The sequence below is a fragment of the Streptococcus halitosis genome, from assembly GCF_023147855.1.
In the GTDB taxonomy this organism is placed as follows: domain Bacteria; phylum Bacillota; class Bacilli; order Lactobacillales; family Streptococcaceae; genus Streptococcus; species Streptococcus halitosis_B.
In genome coordinates this window covers 74743-96015 of record NZ_JAHXOP010000004.1, presented here as the reverse complement: position 1 = coordinate 96015, position 21273 = coordinate 74743, and the positions used below count along the sequence as shown (strand labels likewise).

16 protein-coding genes and 2 pseudogenes are annotated in these 21273 nt (G+C 33.7%); 12 read left to right on the top strand and 6 right to left on the bottom strand.

Translation table 11 applies throughout. The features are described 5' to 3' along the window. Positions 1-253: 253 nt before the first annotated feature. Positions 254-1258, bottom strand: coding sequence for an HNH endonuclease (locus KZX55_RS07770; RefSeq protein WP_248026399.1), 1005 nt, complete (start codon positions 1256-1258; stop codon positions 254-256). A gap of 193 nt (positions 1259-1451) precedes the next feature. Here KZX55_RS07770 and KZX55_RS07765 point away from each other — a divergent pair, with 193 nt between their 5' ends. The 11 genes and pseudogenes from KZX55_RS07765 (at position 1452) to KZX55_RS07715 (ending at position 15468) form a co-directional block, all read left to right on the top strand. Further along, on the top strand, positions 1452-6164 hold the full coding sequence (locus KZX55_RS07765; RefSeq protein WP_248026396.1) for a DEAD/DEAH box helicase: 4713 nt from the start codon (positions 1452-1454) through the stop codon (positions 6162-6164). A 4-nt stretch (positions 6165-6168) separates the two neighbouring features. Further along, on the top strand, positions 6169-7533 hold the full coding sequence (locus KZX55_RS07760; RefSeq protein ID WP_248026392.1) for an SIR2 family protein: 1365 nt from the start codon (positions 6169-6171) through the stop codon (positions 7531-7533). After that, positions 7520-9160 carry an ATP-binding protein gene (locus KZX55_RS07755; protein ID WP_248026389.1) on the top strand — a complete coding sequence of 547 codons (1641 nt, stop codon included), beginning with the start codon at positions 7520-7522 and terminating at the stop codon, positions 9158-9160. Before KZX55_RS07760 ends, KZX55_RS07755 begins: the two co-directional genes overlap by 14 nt. A 301-nt stretch (positions 9161-9461) precedes the next feature. Next, positions 9462-9995, top strand: a complete 534-nt coding sequence (locus tag KZX55_RS07750; protein ID WP_248026385.1) for a hypothetical protein — start codon at positions 9462-9464, stop codon at positions 9993-9995. A gap of 96 nt (positions 9996-10091) precedes the next feature. Then, positions 10092-10406 (top strand): hypothetical protein, encoded by a 315-nt coding sequence (locus tag KZX55_RS07745; RefSeq protein WP_248026382.1) that lies wholly within the window; start codon positions 10092-10094, stop codon positions 10404-10406. 2 nt (positions 10407-10408) lie between these two features. Next, positions 10409-11485 (top strand): ATP-binding cassette domain-containing protein, encoded by a 1077-nt coding sequence (locus KZX55_RS07740; RefSeq protein ID WP_248026379.1) that lies wholly within the window; start codon positions 10409-10411, stop codon positions 11483-11485. Continuing rightward, positions 11485-12075, top strand: a complete 591-nt coding sequence (locus tag KZX55_RS07735) for a hypothetical protein (protein WP_248026371.1) — start codon at positions 11485-11487, stop codon at positions 12073-12075. Before KZX55_RS07740 ends, KZX55_RS07735 begins: the two co-directional genes overlap by 1 nt. A 297-nt stretch (positions 12076-12372) precedes the next feature. Beyond that, positions 12373-12939 (top strand): annotated as a pseudogene (locus tag KZX55_RS07730) (replication protein); the annotation flags it as partial. A 215-nt stretch (positions 12940-13154) separates the two neighbouring features. After that, positions 13155-13415: a MerR family transcriptional regulator gene (locus KZX55_RS07725; RefSeq protein ID WP_248026370.1), complete on the top strand. Its 261-nt coding sequence runs from the start codon at positions 13155-13157 to the stop codon at positions 13413-13415. An 89-nt stretch (positions 13416-13504) separates the two neighbouring features. After that, complete coding sequence (locus tag KZX55_RS07720) at positions 13505-14770, top strand: tyrosine-type recombinase/integrase (protein ID WP_248026367.1); 1266 nt, start codon at positions 13505-13507, stop codon at positions 14768-14770. A 179-nt stretch (positions 14771-14949) separates the two neighbouring features. Continuing rightward, positions 14950-15468, top strand: a complete 519-nt coding sequence (locus tag KZX55_RS07715) for an HXXEE domain-containing protein (protein ID WP_248026364.1) — start codon at positions 14950-14952, stop codon at positions 15466-15468. A 343-nt stretch (positions 15469-15811) separates the two neighbouring features. On the opposite strand, the gene KZX55_RS07710 is transcribed toward KZX55_RS07715, so the two are convergent. The 5 genes from KZX55_RS07710 to KZX55_RS07690 form a co-directional block, all read right to left on the bottom strand. After that, on the bottom strand, positions 15812-16294 hold the full coding sequence (locus tag KZX55_RS07710) for a hypothetical protein (RefSeq protein WP_248026356.1): 483 nt from the start codon (positions 16292-16294) through the stop codon (positions 15812-15814). Between the two features lie 148 nt (positions 16295-16442). Continuing rightward, positions 16443-18020: an AAA family ATPase gene (locus tag KZX55_RS07705; RefSeq protein WP_248026354.1), complete on the bottom strand. Its 1578-nt coding sequence runs from the start codon at positions 18018-18020 to the stop codon at positions 16443-16445. Continuing rightward, entirely contained in the window at positions 18021-18485 is a 465-nt protein-coding gene (locus tag KZX55_RS07700) for a hypothetical protein (protein WP_248026332.1), read from the bottom strand. Continuing rightward, the gene (locus tag KZX55_RS07695; protein WP_248026330.1) at positions 18485-18661 is read right to left on the bottom strand and encodes a hypothetical protein; all 177 of its coding nucleotides are present in this window, start codon (positions 18659-18661) and stop codon (positions 18485-18487) included. The genes KZX55_RS07700 and KZX55_RS07695 overlap by 1 nt, the downstream gene beginning before the upstream one ends. Positions 18662-18674: 13 nt before the next feature. Beyond that, positions 18675-20396: a glycerol-3-phosphate acyltransferase gene (locus KZX55_RS07690; RefSeq protein ID WP_248026327.1), complete on the bottom strand. Its 1722-nt coding sequence runs from the start codon at positions 20394-20396 to the stop codon at positions 18675-18677. Between the two features lie 217 nt (positions 20397-20613). Between KZX55_RS07690 and KZX55_RS07685 the strand changes: the two are divergent. Continuing rightward, positions 20614-21117: pseudogene (locus tag KZX55_RS07685) on the top strand (site-specific integrase); the annotation flags it as partial. Positions 21118-21273: the final 156 nt, after the last annotated feature.

The window sequence follows — 21273 nt, the reverse complement described above, 5'->3', positions numbered from 1 at the left end:
TTTATATGTTCCTGTTGTTTTGTTATAAATCGAGTAGTGAAATTATTTATATAGATCCTATAGAAATTTCTTGTGGAAAAGGGAAGATGGATAATAACTATTATATTAAAAGGTTATGAATGTGTAAATTTTGTTACAGTTTTTTATAGTAATGAACTTCTATATTAGTTAACTTTTATATTTTGAAGACTATTTAACATAAAAAAGCAGCAAGTATGCTGCTTTTTTTGGAAAATTGTTTAGAAAGGAAAAGTTATTTGTAGTATTCTCTTAACTCATCAAAAGTTATATCTAGGCCAACTTTAGCTAGAGCAGCTTTTCTATCCTCATATAATTTTTTAAGAACTGGAGTTTTATCTTCATCTCTTCCATAGTGCAGTAAATTATGACAATGACTACATAGAGATACAATGTTTTCCATAGTATCTAAACTACAATTCTCATAGTCAAAATCATGGAATTTACTAATTGGAATTAAATGGTGTGGTTCAGTGTAGCCTATACCTGATTTTCTCAAGAATATTCTATCATTAACATCCACTTCGCATTTATAATCAGCTCTAGCTAATGCATCGGCAGCTACTTTTGGATCTCTTTTTGGCCTAAGTCTATTGGTAGATACAGACATTGTCATTTTCTGACCTTGTTTGATACCGGTCCAACTAGGTTTAACACTAGTAGTTGTACTTGCACTTTCAACTTCAATTAAATTATCAATTTCGTCTTTTTCTACTTGATGATATTCTCCTGACTCATCTTCTCGAATATCAATCAGGGCATCATTTAGAATCTTTCTAGTTTCTTTTGTAGATTGTAGTTCAATGGCTTCTTTTAATAAGTAAAGTGCATGTTGCTCAATAATTGTACACATATACTGTTGTTTTCCTGTTCCATTTCTAGTAAATGCACTTTCTTCACTATAGTGTTTCTTCAGCCAATCCTTATATTTTGATAATTTGATCGGATTATCTAATAATTTATAGTCGCAATCAATTCTATATCCATCATTGTCCCAACTATTTCCTGCTCCTACTTTATAAGATGGCTTATTTGAGTCATAGCAATCGGTTTTAGCAAGACTTATAGCTCTTATCTCACCGTTACAATGATGAATAATAAAATCCCCTTTTTTTATTTTAGTCATTGTGGAAAAACCTCTGTTTCTCCCTCCCTTTTTATTTAGTTTAGGGGACCACACAAATCCGCCTTCAAGTTCTTCGTTGAAAGTTGCCCCTTGGTATACATAAAAAACACTCATAAAATCCCCCTCATACTTTATTATCTTACCATATCATTGTATCATATTTTTAAGATATAAACTATTTTTTATTCTTATAATATTGATAATAGTAAACCTTTAAGTATGGTATAATAGTAACAAAAACAGTATTGTAAGCTTTTGGTCTGTTACCAATTAAATAGTAGTTTATCTTTCAAAACGGAGAAATAAAATGACTTTTGATAAATTAGTACATCAGATTAATGAACTGGCTGAAACACAGCGAGATCGAGGAACATATTTTGAATATCTAGCACGTGCATACTTACAAAATGAGCCTACATATCAAAATGAATTTAAGAATGTATGGATGTTAGTAGATGTTCCAGAGGAATTTGGGGTACCCAAAGTTGATCTAGGAGTGGATTTAGTTGCTGAAAAGTATACTGGTGAATTGGTTGCGATTCAGGCAAAGTTCTATAATCATACAATACAAAAGTCTAATATTGATTCTTTTTTAGGGGAACTTGGGAAAGACTATTATGAATCCGGTATTATTGTTGCTTCGACTGATAAATGGGGCAAAAATGCTGAGAAAGCTCTAGCAGATCGAAGTGATGTTATTCGTATTGGGCTTTCGGATCTTAGAAATTCTCAAATTGATTGGTCAAAATTCTCTTTTGAATCACCAGAAGTAGTCACTGTTAAAGCTAAAAAGAAACTAAGATATTATCAAGAAAGTGCGATCCAGTCTGCATTGAATCATTTTAAGGAAAATGATCGTGGGCAGCTTATAATGGCTCCAGGAACAGGTAAGACTTTTACAAGTTTAAAGATTGCTGAAGCTATGGCGAAGGAAGCGAAAAAAGAACAGTATACTATTCTTTATTTAGTACCAAGTATTCAACTTCTCACTCAAACATTGAGAGGGTGGAATAATGATACAGAGATGACTATGTCTTCAATGGCAGTTACTAGTGATAGAAATGCTAGTCGTGGAAGTGTCAAGCAGGATGAATCAAATATAACAATTAAAGCTAGTGATATCGGTTATCCAGCTACAACTTCATCAAAGAAAGTTGTTGAAAATTATTTAGAATTAATGGATAGACCTAAAAAAGAGCTGTTAGTTGTATTCGGAACATATCAGTCAATTGATGTTCTTGGAAAGGCTCAAAAGGAAGGATTCCCAGAATTTGATTTAATTATTGCTGATGAAGCCCACCGTACTACTGGAGCGAAAGCTTTGGGAGATGAAGCATCAGCATTTACAAAAGTACATAGTAATTTAAATGTCAAAGGGATTAAACGCCTTTACCAAACAGCAACACCAAAATTATATGGTACTGATGCTAAGAAAAAAGCAGAAGAAAATTCAATCGTTATTTCTAGTATGGATGATGAAAGCCTATATGGTAGTGTATTCTATCGTTTAGGTTTTGGAGATGCTATTAGTCATGACATTCTTACTGATTATAAACTGATGGTTTTGGCAGTTGATGAAACAGTTGTTCAGAAAGATATGCAAAAAGCTCTTGCTGATTCAGAGAATGGATTGAATATTGATGATGTGGGGCGTATCATTGGTGTTTGGAATGGAATGATCAAACGAGAAAGTTTTGCAGATAAAGTTTCTGGAGAACCAATGAAAAGAGCTATTGCCTTCTCTCGGACTATCGAAGATAGTAAACGACTATCAACTCAGTTTGAAAATGTTGTTAATGAATACCTTAATAGTGATGAAGGCTACTCCGTAAATGTTCGTCACGTAGATGGCAGTATGAACGCTCTTGAAAAAAATGAAGCATTAGATTGGTTAGCTAGTGACGATATTCCTGAAGATTCAGCTCGTATTTTGTCAAATGTTCGTTTTCTAACAGAAGGAATTGATGTTCCTAATCTTGATGCTATTATATTTCTATCTCCTCGCAAATCACAGGTAGATATCGTCCAAGCTGTCGGGCGAATCATCCGTAAATTTGAAGGAAAAGAATATGGTTATATTATTCTTCCAATTGTAGTTCCAGCAGGTGAGACACCTGAAACAATTCTTGATAACAATAAAACCTACGATGTTATTTGGCAGGTTTTAAACGCATTGCGTTCTGTAGATGAACGTTTTGAGGCTACTGTTAATAAGCTGGAATTAAACAAACAAAAACCCAAAAATATCCAAGTTATTGGAGTTGGTGGAGCACCAGATAATCCAAGTTTCAATCTTGTTGATGATGATACAGGTTCAGGTGGATTTAAACCTTATCAAACAGAACTCGAACTTGAATGGGAAGCTGTCGAGGGTGCAATTTATGGTAAGATTGTTCAAAAAGTGGGGGACAGACGTTACTTAGAAGACTGGTCAAAAGATGTAGCTGATATTGCAAGACGTCACATTCAAGGAATTGAGTTCATCTTAGAACAAAATCCTGATAGTAAATCTGCCTTTGAAAAATTCCTTCAAAGCCTTCAACACAATATCAATGAATCAATTGACCAAAGTCAAGCGATTGAGATGTTAGCGCAACACTTAATCACTTTACCAATTTTTGATGCACTCTTTGGGGAGTATAGTTTTGTTAAGAATAATCCAGTAAGTTCCGCGATGGAACAAATTGTAGAAGAATTATCACAATTTGGGTTTGAAAAAGAGCAGAAAGAGTTGCAACCTTTTTATGATTCAGTTCGTCTACGTGCAGAGGGAATTGATAACGCTCAAGCTAAGCAGAAAATTATTATTACTTTATATGATAAATTCTTTTCTACTGGCTTTAAATCAACCACAGAAAGATTAGGTATTGTCTTTACTCCTGTAGAAGTTGTGGATTTTATTGTAAAATCAGTCGATGTAGTCTTGAGAAAGCACTTTGGTAAGGCTTTAGCGAGTGAGAATGTTCATATTTTGGATCCATTTACTGGAACTGGAACATTTATCACTAGAACATTGCATTACTTGAAATCACTGATGGATAGTGGTGAAATTACCTTTGATGATATTCTAAGAAAATATACACAAGAATTGCATGCTAATGAAATTGTTCTCTTAAGTTATTACATTGCTGCTATTAATATTGAAGCTGTATTTGATGAAATTAATGGTGATGAACCGTATACACCATTTGAAGGAATTGTATTAACAGATACCTTTGAATCAACAGAAACAGAAGATACGCTTGATGACTCTTTCTTTGGAACCAATGACAAACGTCTGAAACGACAACAAGAAAAACCAATTACAGCTATTATTGGCAACCCACCATATTCTATTGGACAAGGTAGCCAGAACGATAATAACCAAAACATTTCTTATCCTAAATTAGAAAATCGTATATCAGATACCTATGCAAACAAGAGCGCTTCAAATTCTGTCAAAGGATTATATGACAGCTATATTAAAGCTTTCCGTTGGGCATCAGATCGCCTTAAAAATCAAGGAGTGATTGGATTTGTTACGAATGGTAACTATCTTAATACCAATTCAGCAGATGGCTTACGTGCAGGACTTTATGATGAATTTAATCATCTTTATATCTTTAATCTCCGTGGTGATCAGAGAACACTAGGAGAACAATCCCGAAGAGAAGGTGGGAAAATATTTGGTTCGGGTAGTCGTACTCCTGTTGCGATTTCAATTCTAGTAAAAGATGGCTCAGATAGTCATGAACTTCACTATCATGATATTGGTGATTACTTGTCGCAAAAGGAAAAGCTTGCTATTATATCGAAATTTAATGATGTTTCACAAATAGATTGGCAAGAGATTATTCCGGATGATAATAACGACTGGCTCAATCAGAGAGACCCGAATTATCAACAATATAGTTCATTGGTAGACGGAATGAATAGTGTATTCAATCAAAATATCTTAGGTGTTGGTAGTTATAGAGATTTTTGGTTATATGGTTTTTCTAAATCAGAGGTTAAAAGTAAATCTGCAACCCTTATAAAAAACTATAATTTTGAATTAAACAGGTTATCAGATTATTCAAAAAATATTCAGAAAGAAAAGTTAAATAGAAATGAATGTTTTGTAAAATGGACTGAGAATCTTGAAAAGAAATTGTATAAGGGAGAAGCCATAGATATTAAACCAGATTCAGTGGTTACTGTTATGTACAGACCATTTACAAAGAAATATCTTTATTATGATAAAAATGTGATGGAGCGCCCTAGGAGTTTCGGTGAGAAATATGGAGTTAATAATTACGTTATATTCACTACAGGAAGAGGAGCAACACGTGATTTTTCTGTTCTTGTTTCAAAATTTTTCCCTGACATTAACGCTATGTCGGCAGGTGCTCAGACCTTCATGCGTTATGACAATGAGATTGATGAGACATCGTTGTTTCAAAATAACGACAATATGAATCAAGAGTTTGCTGATAAGCTGGGATTGAATTTGGATGACACCTTTGCTTATGTTTATGGGTTGCTCAACTCTAAAGAATATCAAGAGAAGTATGCTAACGATTTGAAGAAGGACCTCGCAAGAATTCCTATTGTAAAAAATAAAGAGAGGTATGTTGAAGTTGGTCGGAAATTGATGGACTTACATCTTAACTATGAAGAAATCCCTGTTTATGATGGGGTAGAGATTACACCTCTTGTTAATCCAAGCTATAAAGTAACTAAGATGAGATTCGCTAAGAAACGTGATGAAAATGGTAAATCGGTGAATGACTTATCCACAATCATATTTAACAGTGATATCACTATAAGTAATATCCCCGAAAAGGCGTATGAATATGTTGTGAATGGACGCTCTGCCATTGAATGGATAATGGATCAGTATCAAGTTAAAACTGATAAAAAATCAGGAATTACAGATGACCCAAATGACTATAGTGAGGATGAAAAATATATCTTCAATTTACTATTGAGAATTATCAATGTATCTGTCCAAACAGTTGATTTAATCAATAGCTTACCTAAATTTGAGGTGGAGGAGTAAAATCATGGATTTCTTTTATGACGATGAAAAAGACAAAGATTATGAAAAAATTGAATTACACTATCTATCTAATACAATTTCATATGGATTGGAGAAAAAGAATAATGGAGAGACTGTTTTCTATGATTCAAACGGAAAACTAGAACATCCATCATCTCAAGAAGAACAAAAAAAGGCCTTTACAAAAATTGACTTCCAGCGAGTAATCAGTGAAAAAATTCGTAAAATAGTTTACGGTGAAAAATATTCAAACATTGTCTTTCTAGCAGGTGCAGGAGCATCTGTGGTAGGAGGTAATTCAAACTACGGTAAGACAGTAAAAATGATTGCTGACGATGTATTTTTAAAATTAAATGAAGCGGACGAACTATTTACGCTAGAAGCGTTGGCTAGACAGTGTATGTACAAAAATGGAAATATTTTAGATGAAGAATTAGGAGAATCTGCTCCATCTAGATTAGACGATGGATTTAATCTAGAAGATTTCTTATCAACACTATTCCATTATCGACCATACGTACCTGATACAGATAAAGATAAGTTTAATAATAGTATTGAAAAGATTTTACAACTGATTAAAGAAAATACAAATTATTCATATGACAGTAAGGAATTGAAGCATGGTAAATTATTAAACTTTTTGTCAAGTCTATCAGGTAAGGAAGGAAATAAGTTTTCGGTTATTACGACAAACTATGATGTTTTAATCGAAGAAGCTGCGGCAGCAAATAATTTTGTTATTTTTGATGGTTTTAATTTCACTCCAATACCGAAGTTTGATAGCAGTATGTTTGAATGGAATCTTATAAAGGAGGTTCAGAATATCAATACCAGAGAGGTTGAATATAAGGATAAGACATTCAATCTTTTAAAAATACATGGTTCACTTACCTGGGAAAAACAAGATGATGGAGCTATTCTGCGAAAAGATAAAGATAGCATCACAGATACAAATAAAATGGTAATGGTCTTTCCAAGTTCTGATAAATATGCTCAAAGTTACCAAGAACCATATTTTGAACTTTTTACAAAATTTCAAGATCTTATAAAGCGTCCAAACACCTTATTGATTTCATCTGGATTCAGTTTCGCAGATGTTCACATTTCCAAAATGGTTACTCAGGCTTTGAAAAATAACACAAGTTTAAAACTTTTGATTACTGATTTTAATATTGATCCAAATAGAGAGTATATCAAGGATGTGGAGAAATTCAAGTTAATTGATGAGGCTGATTCGAAATATAATCAAAATTGGGCAGAACTAATAGATTTAATGGATGAAGGGTATCCAATTACATTTTTAAAGGCTACTATGAACAGTGATTTAGTTGATTTCTTGAAAGGAAAGTACTTAAATGACAAAGATTGATATTTTTTATGAAGTAGCTGATAAGAGTAATTATTATCTTGGAATGATTTCACAAGTAAATCGTTCATATGCAACAATTCAAATTGAGAACTTATCTTTATTCTCATATAGGAAGTTAAAGAAAGATATACTTTCACCTAATACGATTAATTACTATGTTTTAATTGATTCAAGCAATGGTTTATTCTTCGGAGAAATATTTCAATCTAAGGTTCCGAATTCAGATAGTGTTCATGAGATGTTAACAAATGGTCAGCAGGAAAAAATATTTCCGGAAATAAGCATTGACATACTGGGATATATACCACTTGGTGAAAAATATTTTAAATTAAATGGAACAAAGACAGTTGGTATCACTGATAAGGTATATATCGCAAATGAAAATGCAGTGGAGCTTTTTATTCAATCAATAGAGGTCGATCCTGGTATTGAAAAACAGTTGTCACCTTTTGCTAATCTTGCTTTTGGTCCACAGGATTATTCTGTTAAATTACAGCCTAAAACATTATTTAATAGACACTTAATGACAGTTGGTACCACAAATAGTGGAAAATCTACGTCAGCTTTGAGTATATTAGATAAGCTTGTTAATGATGGTATAAAGACTTTAATAATAGATCCAACAGGGGAGTACTCAGATTCATTTACAGACGATGAAGTAGATAAATACGTTCTTGGACAAACTGCTTTCTTACCTTTATCACAAATATCAATTAATCAATGGTCAATTCTATTTGAAACAAATGATGGAACACAACCAGCAGTATTGGCAGAAGCTATACGTTCTTTACGGTTTCAATATAAAAATAAAATTAATGGAATATATCATAAAGTAGGAAAAACTGTTAGTGATGTAGAAGCAGACCTTTCAAGTCTGACTGATAATGATAAGAACTTTAATATAAAATTTTTATCCGCACAAATAGCTGTTGAAACAACTAAACAAAATAAAAAGGGAGAATTTGAGCCGGATTTATTCAACTTTAATATTAACCAGTATCTTATTCAAAAGGTTAATTATAAGTTGAACAACACATCGCTTGAAAATTTTTTCACTTCTGATGGTCAAAGTTTTATTGATATTATCAATTCATTTTCAGAAAGAAAAACTAAAAAATCATTATATATTGATGTTTCTCAAATTGGAACAACCGATGGTATTGGTGGGATGATTATTGACCTCGTTTCAAATCATTTAGTAAATTTAAGTTCAGAATTAATTGAACCATTTGTTATGTTTATTGATGAAGTTCATAGATATACAAAAGCTATTAATAATGAGGGGTATACATTTTATACGGGATTAAATAGTATTGCTCGCGAGGGTAGAAAGAAAGGTATATTTCTGTTTTTGACAACTCAGAATCCAAATGATGTTGATAAAATATTGTTAGGGCAAGTTGGGACATTATTAGTTCATAGGCTAACTTCACCAGATGAGATAAGAGCTATTCAAAACCATTTGATGGAGAATCAAATTAATCAAATTAAAAAGTTAAATACAGGTGAAGCAGTCCTAACTAGTATTAATTTGCTTAAAAATTTATATATAAATGTTGAAAAGTGTAATCGCCCTCATCATAATGATACACCTACTCTTGGAGAGAGGATTAAATCCACTAAATAACTACATGTCTTTTATACAGCAATCTCATAGCAAACAATCCATGTAATAAGAGTCTTAATTGAATCAGACTAATTTCTAAAACTTTGATACAAACAAATACCTACTGAAGTATAATGTTCAGTAGGTATTTATTTGGGCATAAAACATTAATTATATTTAAAATCTAACATAGGGACCAAAGTGTTCCAAGTTAAATTTTTTAAATCGTTTTTTGTGGCATACTACTATTATAAATTTAAAAAATGAAAGAGCCATCGGTCTGATGGCTCTTTTTTTTTGCCCAAAAAAGGAGAGTAGTATAATGCATAATAAACGAATCATTCTTCAAATATATCGAAAAAAATTAGGAAAGTATTTGAAAGAACAAATGAAAGAGAAGAGTTTGAAACAGGATGAAGTAGGTCGAACATGTGGTCAAGATGATATTGAAATGTTGAGTAGTACTGCGGTTAGAGAAATTTTGAAAGGGAAGCGAAATATGACAAATAAAGCTGCAGACGCATTTCAAGAAAGCTTGGGAATTAATACACCTAAAGATCTTTTTTTCCCCAATGAGAAGTTTTGTACAGGCCTTATTTCAGAAATTTTAGAAGCTGTAAAAACAGATTCACATTTTGAAGAATCATTGCTCCGACCACAACTTTTTCTTTTTTTAAACAGAAGATATGGAAAAAATGATATTAAATTTGAAAATTTTGAAAAAAATATTATTGACAAATTTATCGCAAGTTTGTTAAATCTTTTTCCAACGTTTCCAGTTGAAGAAACATCCGATGAAATTTCGGAGAAAATTTGCGACTGGCTTATTGAATTAGCTTGCTTATTATCACAATAATGATTTTTAAACCGTCAAAATTTTTGACGACTTATAATTTGTTCCTTTGATAAACTAGACTCAACTTAGCTAAGAAAAAAATAAGGAGGTACGTTTATGCGTACAAAAAATCGTAAAAATGGCTATTCAGTTAACACTGCTAAACAATATGTTGATCAAAAACAACCAATTCACTGCTTGAGTACTGAATTGGAAGCGCAAAACAAGTTTGAAGACGGACAATCGACCGGGGAAATTATCGCTCATAAGGCCTGGTTTTCTCAAAAAGGGTTGCCCCCTTTCCAAGTTAAATTTGAATCTGAGGTTGGTCTTCCATCTTATTTAGCTATGGTTGATTTTGATAATCTAGAGGCTTGCGAAGTTGGCTACAATGTCTATTTTCGTGCGAATGGAATCAAAGAGGTCAAATAATAATGACTACTAAGGAACTTGCTCAATACTTGCTCCAGAGTCTCAACATGGGACTCGGAGCAATCATGCAAGGAGAAACTAGCTTTACACGGAGCTATCACGTTGAAATTATGAAAAATGGTTTTTTATTTATTCCACGATTACCAGCGGGCTATATTATTGACGATGAACTCTATCAGAAGATTTTTCTGATCGCTAATGCTGCTCTCTTTCCAAGATACACGGTTCTCAAACAGAACTCTGCTTACTTTCTTGCTCTTGAAACGGATGATATACACGTGCAACGAGGCTTATTTTTCCCATGGAAGGAGGGGATTTCTGAAAGACTTGTAATTTCAGATTTAGATCAGTTTGTTTTGAAACAAGAAAAAAATATTATCCCGATTATGAAGAATCTCACTCTTGATTTTAACAAAGTAACTTCTATGGCAATTGCTGGAAACAGCGGTTCAGGAAAATCTTATGCTCTGACTTACTTTCTAAGTTTACTTAAAAACTTTTCGGACTTAATCATTGTAGATCCTAAATTTGATACGCCATCCCGTTGGGCTCGCGAAAATGGTATCGCAGTCATTCATCCTCAGCGAAATCGCTCTAAGTCAGACTTTGTGTCTGAAATTAATGAAAATCTTAGCTCGTGTTTGAATCTTATTCAAAAACGACAAGAAGCACTATACGATAATCCTGATGAGAAATTTAAGCATTTAACTATTGTCATAGATGAAGTTTTGGCATTATCCGAAGGTGTGAATAAAACGATAAAAGAATCTTTCTTTTCCCTCTTATCCCAAGTTGCACTTCTTGGACGTGCGACCAGAGTACATCTTTTATTAGTTAGTCAGCGTTTTGACCATAACACAATCCCGGTCTCTGTTCGAGAACAAATGAATGTACTCATTCAAATTGGGAATATCAACCAAAAAACAACACAATTTTTATTTCCAGATCTGGATCCAGAAGGAATTGTGATTCCTATTGGCAAAGGTACAGGCTTAATTCAAATCATTGACAGTGAGCACCCTTATCAAGTATTACCGTTGTTATGTCCGACCTACTATACAAAGAAAGGAATTTTGTAATGGCGAAGACATTTTTTCAGAAGACATTTAATCTATCCAGATATCTATTAGTTTTTGTAATTCTTAATACTGTTTTGAGTATAACTTCTCGTCTTTTAATAATTTTGTTTGATAATGAAGTTTTTTCAAGAAAAATTGTCGTAATCCAAAATAAATTGTATTTTATTTCTATGATATTTTTATTAGTTGCTGTTATGCTATTTCTCCTTCTGTTAACTTTATTAATAATTGAGCTGATAGAAAGATATAAAACAGACAAAATATCAAATTATTTTGAATCAGTGAAACAAACTATGGAACTACGTCATTTTTTAATACAACATGAGACTATCTCAACTAGTATAAATAGTTTTCAAAAAAATCCAATTGTACAGGATTTTAACAAGTCTGTTGCTGGTAGTATTGTTGATGTAAGAAATGAAAGTGTAGTAGTTGTTCTAAAGTATCCTACTTCTCAGCAATCACAGCAAATTTTTAGAAATATGGGATCACATATAAAAGAAGAAATCTCGAATTGCAATCCCAAATTTTATTTTTCATCTCCGATTAGAATCGGGAATAGATTGTTTTACAAAGGTTCGAAAAGTTAGTGAAAATAGAGTGTTTGACACACGTAGTGGATGTCAAAAACACTCTATTTTCCAAAAAATCGTTCCTATTGGGGGGTACTACGACCCCCCAATAGTTCAATAATCAATAATCAAAAATTTTTGTGCAAACGACCAAAATAATTATAAATTTCTCTTTATATTCAAGATGAAATTGGAGGAGATAAAACATTCATGGGAAACGAACAAATAATCAGATATTTTTCAATACTAACTAGAGGTAGTCCGAGTTTAGTATTGTCACAAATATATATAATCTAAAAAAAGAGGTGAAAACACATGAATAAACATAGGCGCTCAAACAAGTGGACCTATATTATGTATAAAGATAGTACTCCTGAAAATCATGTAGAAATTCTTGATAGGATGGGGGTCCCTTACGTCCTTAGTCCGTGGCACGATAAGGACATCAATGAAGAAACTGGTGAACTAAAAAAACCTCATAGACATGGTGTTCTTTTCTTTGATTCACTTAAGAGTGAAAGTCAAGTTTCTGAGCTTCTGACTGAAAATTTAAATACACCAAAACACGTTGAGGCTGTTATGTCACCTACAGGTATGTTTCATTATTTGACTCATGCTCAGAATCCGGAGAAAACACAGTACGATATTAAAGATATTGTTGCAGGTTGTGGATTTGATCTTGAACAGTTTATTATTGAGAACAGTAAAGATAATTATTTAGAAACTGCTATCGATATCATTAATGAATATAATTTTACAGAATTTGGTAGTCTAGTAAATTATGCACGTGAAAACGAGCCCATTCTTTTAAAATTAATTGTTCAGAAGCCATTCTTTTTTGTAAAATTGTTGGATTCACTCCGATATAATAAGAATAAACAAGATTACATGATTAAACAGATTAAAGAAGATGAGGCATTCTATCGTAAACAATATCGTGAAAATAAAGAACAACAGAAGAAAGAAGACGACTTACTTTATCTTAAACAGGATTATATCAGAGAAAAGAAACGTTTGAAAGAAAAGAATGAGGAATATCGACGGAATCAAAATTCTCATAGAGAAAATAATCATTTGAAAGACAAAGAGATGGATAGATGACATCAAATCAATTATTAATATTGAATCGAATTGAACAGATTTTGACTTATTTACTTGCTATGATGCAGAAACAGCAAGATATTCAAAAGAATGTGAGTATTCTAACTCAGAAAGAGTTGCTTTCTATACTTAAGATTTCCCCAAACACATTGAAGTCTTGGGAGAAGACGGGACTCAAGCGTCTAGAACCACCGATTGAGGGTACTCGAACTGTTTTTTACAAAATGGAGGATGTGCTGAACTATTTAACTCCCTAATTATAAAATTGTGCTAAAATAGTAATATCACATAAATAGTGTGAGGTTGTTATTTTAGCCTTTTATATATCCGAACGTGAAAGGCTACTATGCAGAAAGAAACTATCATTCACAACAATCGAAAAGTCATTAAAACTACCAAAAGTAACGGAACTATTAGCTATACGCAACGTGGTGTGTATATTGGTGTAGATGTTAAAACTGGTAAAAAAGTTACATCATCTATAACTGCTAAAACTCTAAAAAGTCTTGATAGAAAAATCATTCAAGCTCGGATTGATTTTGAAGCGAAGGGTTCAACTTTAAAAGAGACTTTGTTGATTAATAACTTCGAGGAGTTAGCTGAAGCCTGGTTTATTAGTTTTGTAACTTGGGTGACTTCTCAGAATACGATTAACCGAGTTCGAAGCTATCTTGATACCTATATCATCCCTAAGTTTGGAGAATATAGGCCTGAAGAAATAAAATCTGCAGATATTCAGATTTGGGTTAACAAACTAGCTCAACAATCTAAAAAGTCTGTTGAATCGGGTGTTAAAAAATCCAAAAAGGGCCATGCAAAAGATTTCGGTGCAGTTATCTATAAGCTCAGTGATATTTTCGATTATGGGATCACGAATTTTGAACTAACAAATAATCCCGCTCGTACAGTGAAAATTCCTCCAAAACCAAAGGTGGTAAGGGAAAGAATCATGGTATTGCATGGAGAGGATTTGGCTACTTGGCTGAACTATCTAAATACTTTACCTGATACACGAGCTAATCGAAGATTCAAAGTTATCTGCGACACGCTGCTAGCTTCTGCACTTCGAATCAATGAGCTTCTAGCTTTGACGATTAATGATTTGGATTTTGATGCTAATGAAATTATCGTCAATAAAACACTAATATGGAAAGCTGGAAATAAGAAACTTGAGATTAAGGGCGAGATTGTTTGTAAGAACAGTGCCAAGACTGATGCTGGCAACAGAAGAGTTGCAGTCCCGAGACAAGTCTTAGATGACTTGAAAGCTTTTCATGCTGAGATGAGTGATTATTTTGTGAGTCATGATTTACCAACTGTGGATCTAATTTTCCCGACAATTTACGGGAACTATATGTGTGATAGAAATGAACGTGCAACGCTTAAAAAGCGTTTGACTGAGTTGGGACTACCAAACTATGGTTTCCACCTTTTCCGTCATACACATGCTTCTTTGATGCTGAATGCTGGTGCGAACTGGAAAGAACTCCAGATAAGAATGGGCCATAAATCGATTAAAACGACAATGGACACTTACGCTGAATTGGCACCGAAAAAGAAGGCGGAAGCAGTTGAAATCTATCTCAAAGAAATTGCGAAATTGACGGCATAGCAAAATGACTACATTTTCTATAGAATAATCTAAAAACGTTGATATGAAGGCGTTTAGAGAGTGCTAAAATAACATTCACAACCTTTACAGAGGTTAAATAAGTACACCTAACTCAAAACGCCTTACTGGGCGTTTTTTGCTTTATTGGTTAGCGATTTATAGCCCCTCAGGAGAGATTTATGGCGTTTTATCTTTGGATGTTTCCTCTACTTTTTATCTTTCACGATATGGAAGAAATTATCGGTCTTGTCCCTTGGATCCGTCTCAACAAAACCTTACTGACCCAAAAAGCTCCAACTATTCTCAAGATCCATAAAGAAATGACAACAGAAGGATTTGCCCTTGCTGTTTTTGAGGAGTTTATCATTGTCTTATCCATCACTTTATTAGCGTATTTTTGTCAATCTAGGGCGCTCGAATTAGTTTGGTTAGGGGGATTTGTAGCCTTTGCGCTTCATCTCTTGCTCCATATTGGACAATCAATTCTTCTCCGCAAGTATATCCCTGCTCTGATTACTTCTATCCTTTGTTTTCCTATCAGTGCTTATTTGATTACAGACATCGTGCATTTGTGGCGAGTTTCGACCAGCGAATTTTTCCTATTTTTACTGGTCGGTTCAGGCATCGTCGTCATCAATCTCCCCTTTGCTCTCTGGCTCGGGAAAAAGTATTCCGTCTGGCTTGCCCATAACCATTAACAAAAAAATCTGAGACAAAATGGTTCTCAAATTCTTAGTTATAAAAGAGAATAGGCGGAATCGCCGAATGTCGCCCCCCACTAGCTAAGTAGCGCGTTGGTAATAGATATTTTGTGTCCTACTATATAGCTATGCTTTCATGCCACTAATTCTTATTATATAGAGAAAAACAAATTAATTATTCCAAGCGATTCCTGATAATTTTACTATATTACAAAGATAATACAGTAGTCATTTTAACATCGAGATGAATTTTTCCTGTTACCTAATAGTATCCTTTTGGATTAATTACCAATTATTTATGAAATTTTCTGTATACCATATGTTACTTTTCTATACATAATTAATCTTTTATAACTGATACGGAACCATTTGAGCTAATTGCTCGACAACAATCTGTATAAACTTCGATAAAATCATATCCTCCATGTAAAGCAATGCTTTTGGCTTTATCGAGCCCACCAGGTAATGTCTCTCCTCGTTTATAATGCTCAATGATTTCTCCAACTAAGTCTAGGGTGTGCGCTTCATAAGGTGCTCCTAAATAACATTTTGCTACAAAACCTAGGAGAATTCCATTAATACCCACATCTGGAAATTCTAACTTAATTGTATTAATAATTTCATTTACTTCCTTTTTATTATGAACATGTCCTCCTGCATCTAGTTGATGAATAGCATCCATATATTCTTTAGATCGTGATTTTCTTAGAAGCCTATCTAAACTCAATTTATCTATCTGTGGTTGTTTTAAGTTAGAAGTCATGATATGGCTTACTTGTGTTTGTTTTTGGGATTGATATGGATTTAACATTGGTTTAGGCATCTATTTTTCTCCTAATTGTGTTATAAGTTATATTTTGCAATTTAAGATTCCTTTTAATGATACTCTCAAAAAAAAGCTTCCATTTAGGGAATTATGAAAATGGACACGAAACTGAGATTACAGTTACCGTGTCCAACTAATGAACTTATTAAACAAGTACTTTTCTTGTTTTAGGTCCACTTTGTTTATGAACAAGTCCCTCTCCGCCGATTGGTTTTCCAGATGCAGGAACAGCTCTTTCTTTCCCCCAATCTCTAATAGCATCAATTTTTTCTGGGCTAGTTTGAGAGAGTGGGACTACATTATTGAAAGCAGTCATGATATTCTCTTCGTTGAGAATAAAATTATCATTAGCGATAGCTCGGTAAGCTAAATCTCTAACTGTCGATTCTAAGTCCGCGCCAGTGAAACCATCACTTATTTGAAGAATATTATCAGAAAAATCTCCTTCAAATTCTAGACTTAAGTATTTTTTAAAATACAAAGCAAGTATTTCTTTACGCTCATCTGCAGTAGGTAAATCAACAAAGAATAACTCATCAAATCTTCCTCGACGGAGAAGTTCTGATGGGAGCATAGACACATCATTAGCTGTTGCAACTACAAAAACTTGTTTTTTGCATTCTTGCATCCAGAATAAGAATTGACCGACCATACGAGTAGATACGCCACCATCATTAGCGCCACCAGTAGCTCCTGATAGTCCTTTTTCTATTTCATCAATCCATAAAACACACGGAGATACATTTTCAGCGGTAGTTAGAGCATCCTTGAGTTGCTGTTCAGACTGACCTACATAACTTCCTTGAACCGTTGCAAAATCTAAACGATATAATGGAAGTTTCCAGTTAGCGGAAATTGATTTAGCAGATAAAGATTTTCCGCATCCAGGGACACCTACTAGGAGTATCCCTCTAGGTGGTTGCAAACCTTTCTCACGTAACATATCTTTCTTTTCGGGAGTTAGCAGTTCTTTCTTTTCGTTAAGCCACTTTCTTAACCCCTCAAGCCCTCCGACATCCTTCACAGAATCATCTACAACGATTTTTTCTAGACCAGAGATATCAGAGAATAGGCGATCTTTTGCAAATCTTATCTCATCTAAATCAGATTTTCTTATGCACTTATTTGCAATCAAAGCTGCGATAACGTTCTCCGCCTCGATTCTAGTTACCCCATTGAGAGCTGCAGCAGCTTCTCGAATATCGGAGTTGTCCCATTCAATCTGGATATCATTTCGATAGTCGTCAATGTATTCTCGAATTATCGAGTACATTTCCTCTTCGTTAGGTAAATCTATTTTTACTGTCATACCTTGCCGTTGAAGTTGATTCCAAATAGGGGTATTGGTAAAAACTATTACAACGCCTCCAGTTTCATTGGCTAGATTGACCAATGCTAAGACTTGTTTAGAATCGCTATTTTCATTACTAAGATCCGGAACTTCTGTCAGTACAATAGTTTGGTATTGTTTCTTTTGCATTTGGTCCGTCATGTAATCTATTGCACCATAAACAGATTTATCATCGTTAACATTCTTACCAGAACTAAGATTATACACACCTTTGGTGAGAGTGTGTACGTTGAACGGAAGTTGTAATTCTTCAGATATTTCCTTTAACATATCTAATGTTCTACTTGGCTCAATGGTATTGATAGCAATAAAAGGGATTCTTGCAAGTGAATATCTCGTAAGAAGTTCTTTGCTTTTTACTATATTACTCATTTACTGTTCACCTTTATTTAAAAAAGAATTAATTTTATGATTTCTAATAATACTTGACATTTTCCCGCTTCGGTCCTGTTTTGCAGATTCTTCTAAAGATTTTTGCATACTATTAGCTTGTTCTATAACGAGATTTAGGTAATGTTGTCGCTCTTTATCCGGAATTGCAGGAAGATTGATTGCTTCAGCTAAGAACGTCAATTCTTTCCTCAAAGAAAGAATTGCTTGAATAATAGCTCCCTCGTATCCTTGGGATTTTAGTAAATCATTTTGAAACTTATCTGAAGCTACATTCATACGGTAATTAACAGCGTCAATTAACTTTGTAGAGAAACGTTCTGCCACACCGTATTGCCATTCGATAGTTCCAGATTTCATCATTTTTAAAACTGTTTCATCATCATCTTTGTTTTTAAAAACAGTTAAGATATTTACCCATTCTGCATATGTTTGTGGTTTATTCATTATTTTTGCCGTTTCCTTCTGACTAGCAATTGTGGAGGCACGATATCCCATGAAGGGAGTCCCTCAGCAAACACGCTCATAGGTTCTTCAGTGACATCTTCTTCAGTATTAATGCTCTTAAATGGAGTGGTGTTATTAGATGATAGCTTACTATCGCCTTTATATTTTTCATCCATGTCAATTACCTCCTCAAATTTTAATCTTTCTATTAGATGATGCCAACTTGTTTACATATTGTTCAGGTCTTATTTGTTCGAGGAAGTCAAGAACTTTAGCACTTTCAGCATCTTTCTCTGCAAATTCAATTCTAAAGTCTACAATTTCAGCTAGAGTAGCTCTTATAATTTGTTCACCATTCACTCTTTTATTCTCATATTGTTCTTCAATTTTCTTGCGACTCTTTTCAATGTTTTCAATATTAGATTTATGCTTAAGAACCATAAAAATCCCTGCTATAATAGCTATTAAACCTAAGAAAATATTCCCAAAAATCATCATTAAACCGATTACTCCTATAGCTATACCACCATACAAAAGGAATTTATCAAATAAACTTGGGAAGTAGTTTGACAAAGTTTGTTCTTTTTCAGAGTCAATCTGAGAATTGAATTTTTCAATCAACTCATTTTCGTTTTGGCCATCTGTTGATTTATCATTAAAGGTATCCACATTTATTTCAATTTCGTAAGGAATCTTCATGCGATTTTTTGCAGTAACGTCATTATAAGCGTTTGTTACCCAATCACGAGAAAGAGCCAGTGCAAATTTTTGGGTTGATATGCTTGAGTGAGAAGATTCGGGTTTCATTGCTGCATCGGTAAGCAACTGGGTGAAGTCTTTATGGGTTTCAAATGCAGTCGCCTCAATATCCATGTTTTGATGAGCACGGTTGTCATCTCCTCCGAAGTCAACCACAAGCTGCTCGAATTTTTCTTGTTTTCGAAGAGCTAGTTCCTCGTTATCAAAATCAGTCACAAGTGTGTCTAAAATATCGTCTAATTGTTCTTTGACGCTTTCTGTAGACCCTTTTTTCTCAAAAATATCAGTTAGATAGTTTAATATTTGTTCATGGAGATGAGCACCTTCTAAAATATCCTCTAGAACAGGCCAACTATTACTATATTTTCTTAGGTTAGGGTATAAATCTTCATCTAGTTCGCTTCTTTTTAAGTTAATAGCTTCGGACCATTGTTCTGTTTGCTGTTCAGTAAAACCAGGTTTTTCTTCAAGTCGACTGAGCCATTCATTCATTTGACGTGAGATGACTCCTTCGGTATCAGCTCCCAAGAGTCCGCTCGCAAAAGCATCCAAGATAATTATAGAATTTCTGTCGAGATTTTCTTCATCTTGATTAGCTAAATAACGTTGAGTCCACTTAAGGCACGCGTTCTTTCTGTTAGCTCTTCTACAAATTAAGGCAAAGAAAAGGGAGGTTTTTTCATCATTTCGTTTAATCCCTTCCTTAACTGCTTTTTCAGCTAACTCGGGTTGATCATTTATCCATGCTGCTAATGCAACCAAGCATGGAGCAAGCCAGTAACCTGGAGTTGATATCATTAGTTCTTCTGTTGCAGTGCTGATTGTTTCTTTTTTGACAATTCCTAAATCATCAGCTTGTAAAATCCCTGTGGTAGTACGACGAACAATATCATAATGTCCGTATTTCTTCTCAATTTCCTGACGGATTTTTACTAGTCGAGTTTCAGCTTGTCCTAGTCTATTAGCTTTTTGTTGGATATTAACAAATTCATGAAATTCCTGTGCTAAACTACCAATTTCATCATACACGATTTGAAGATTTTCGTTTGCTACATCAACTCTAGCATCAATTGTTCGTAATCCTTCATGGATAGAGCGCAAGTTATTCTCGATAGCTCGAAGATCAGCTTGATGTATTATTCTTTCAGCCATAATATCCCCCTTGTTAATGATTTCTAAATTAATTAGAAAAAATTTTGACTAATTTTCTAAATAAACTATCTTATAATCATTTTAATTTTTTCCTTATAGAAAAAGAATATCATAATTATTTTATTAATTCAACTTACCATGAGAAAGAAGAGAAAGTATTTGATTCGCGCTGACCTTATAGTTACTCGATTGGTATTTTTGGTATATAGAAATCGATTATCGTATCAATGAAGCTTTAGCCTTATCATGGTCTGATATTGACTTAGATAATGCCATTGGGCATATTACAAAAACACTAAACTATAGTCAAGAACTCAATAGTCCTAAATCAAAATCTAGCTATCGTGATATCGATATAGGCCAAGCGACTATTGCCATGTTGAAAGCCTACCAGCTTAGACAAATTCAAGAGTCTTGGAAGTTAAGGCGAACTGAAACAGTTGTATTCTCTGACTTTATCCATAACTACCCAAGTAACAAAACCTTGAGTACACGTCTAAAAACTCGGTTTAAACATGCTGGCGTTCCTAACATTGGCTTTCACGGTTTCCGTCATACACACGCTACAATCATGCTATACGCTGACATAGAGGCGAAAGATTTACAGTATAGGCTAGGCCACTCTAATATCTCAATGACCTTGAATACTTATGTCCATGCTACCAAAGAGGGAGCAAAAAAAGCCGTCTCAATCTTTGAGGCAGCCATCAGCAATTTATAAATAATAAGGGTGCCCCATTTTTGGGCTACCCTATTACTATACCTAAAATTAGTTAAGGGTAACTAAAAGGGTAGTAAAAACAAAAAAAGCACTCTAGGATAGAGGCCTAAAGTGCTTCGTTTCAAGGCTTTACAGCCAATCTTATTCAATAAAATA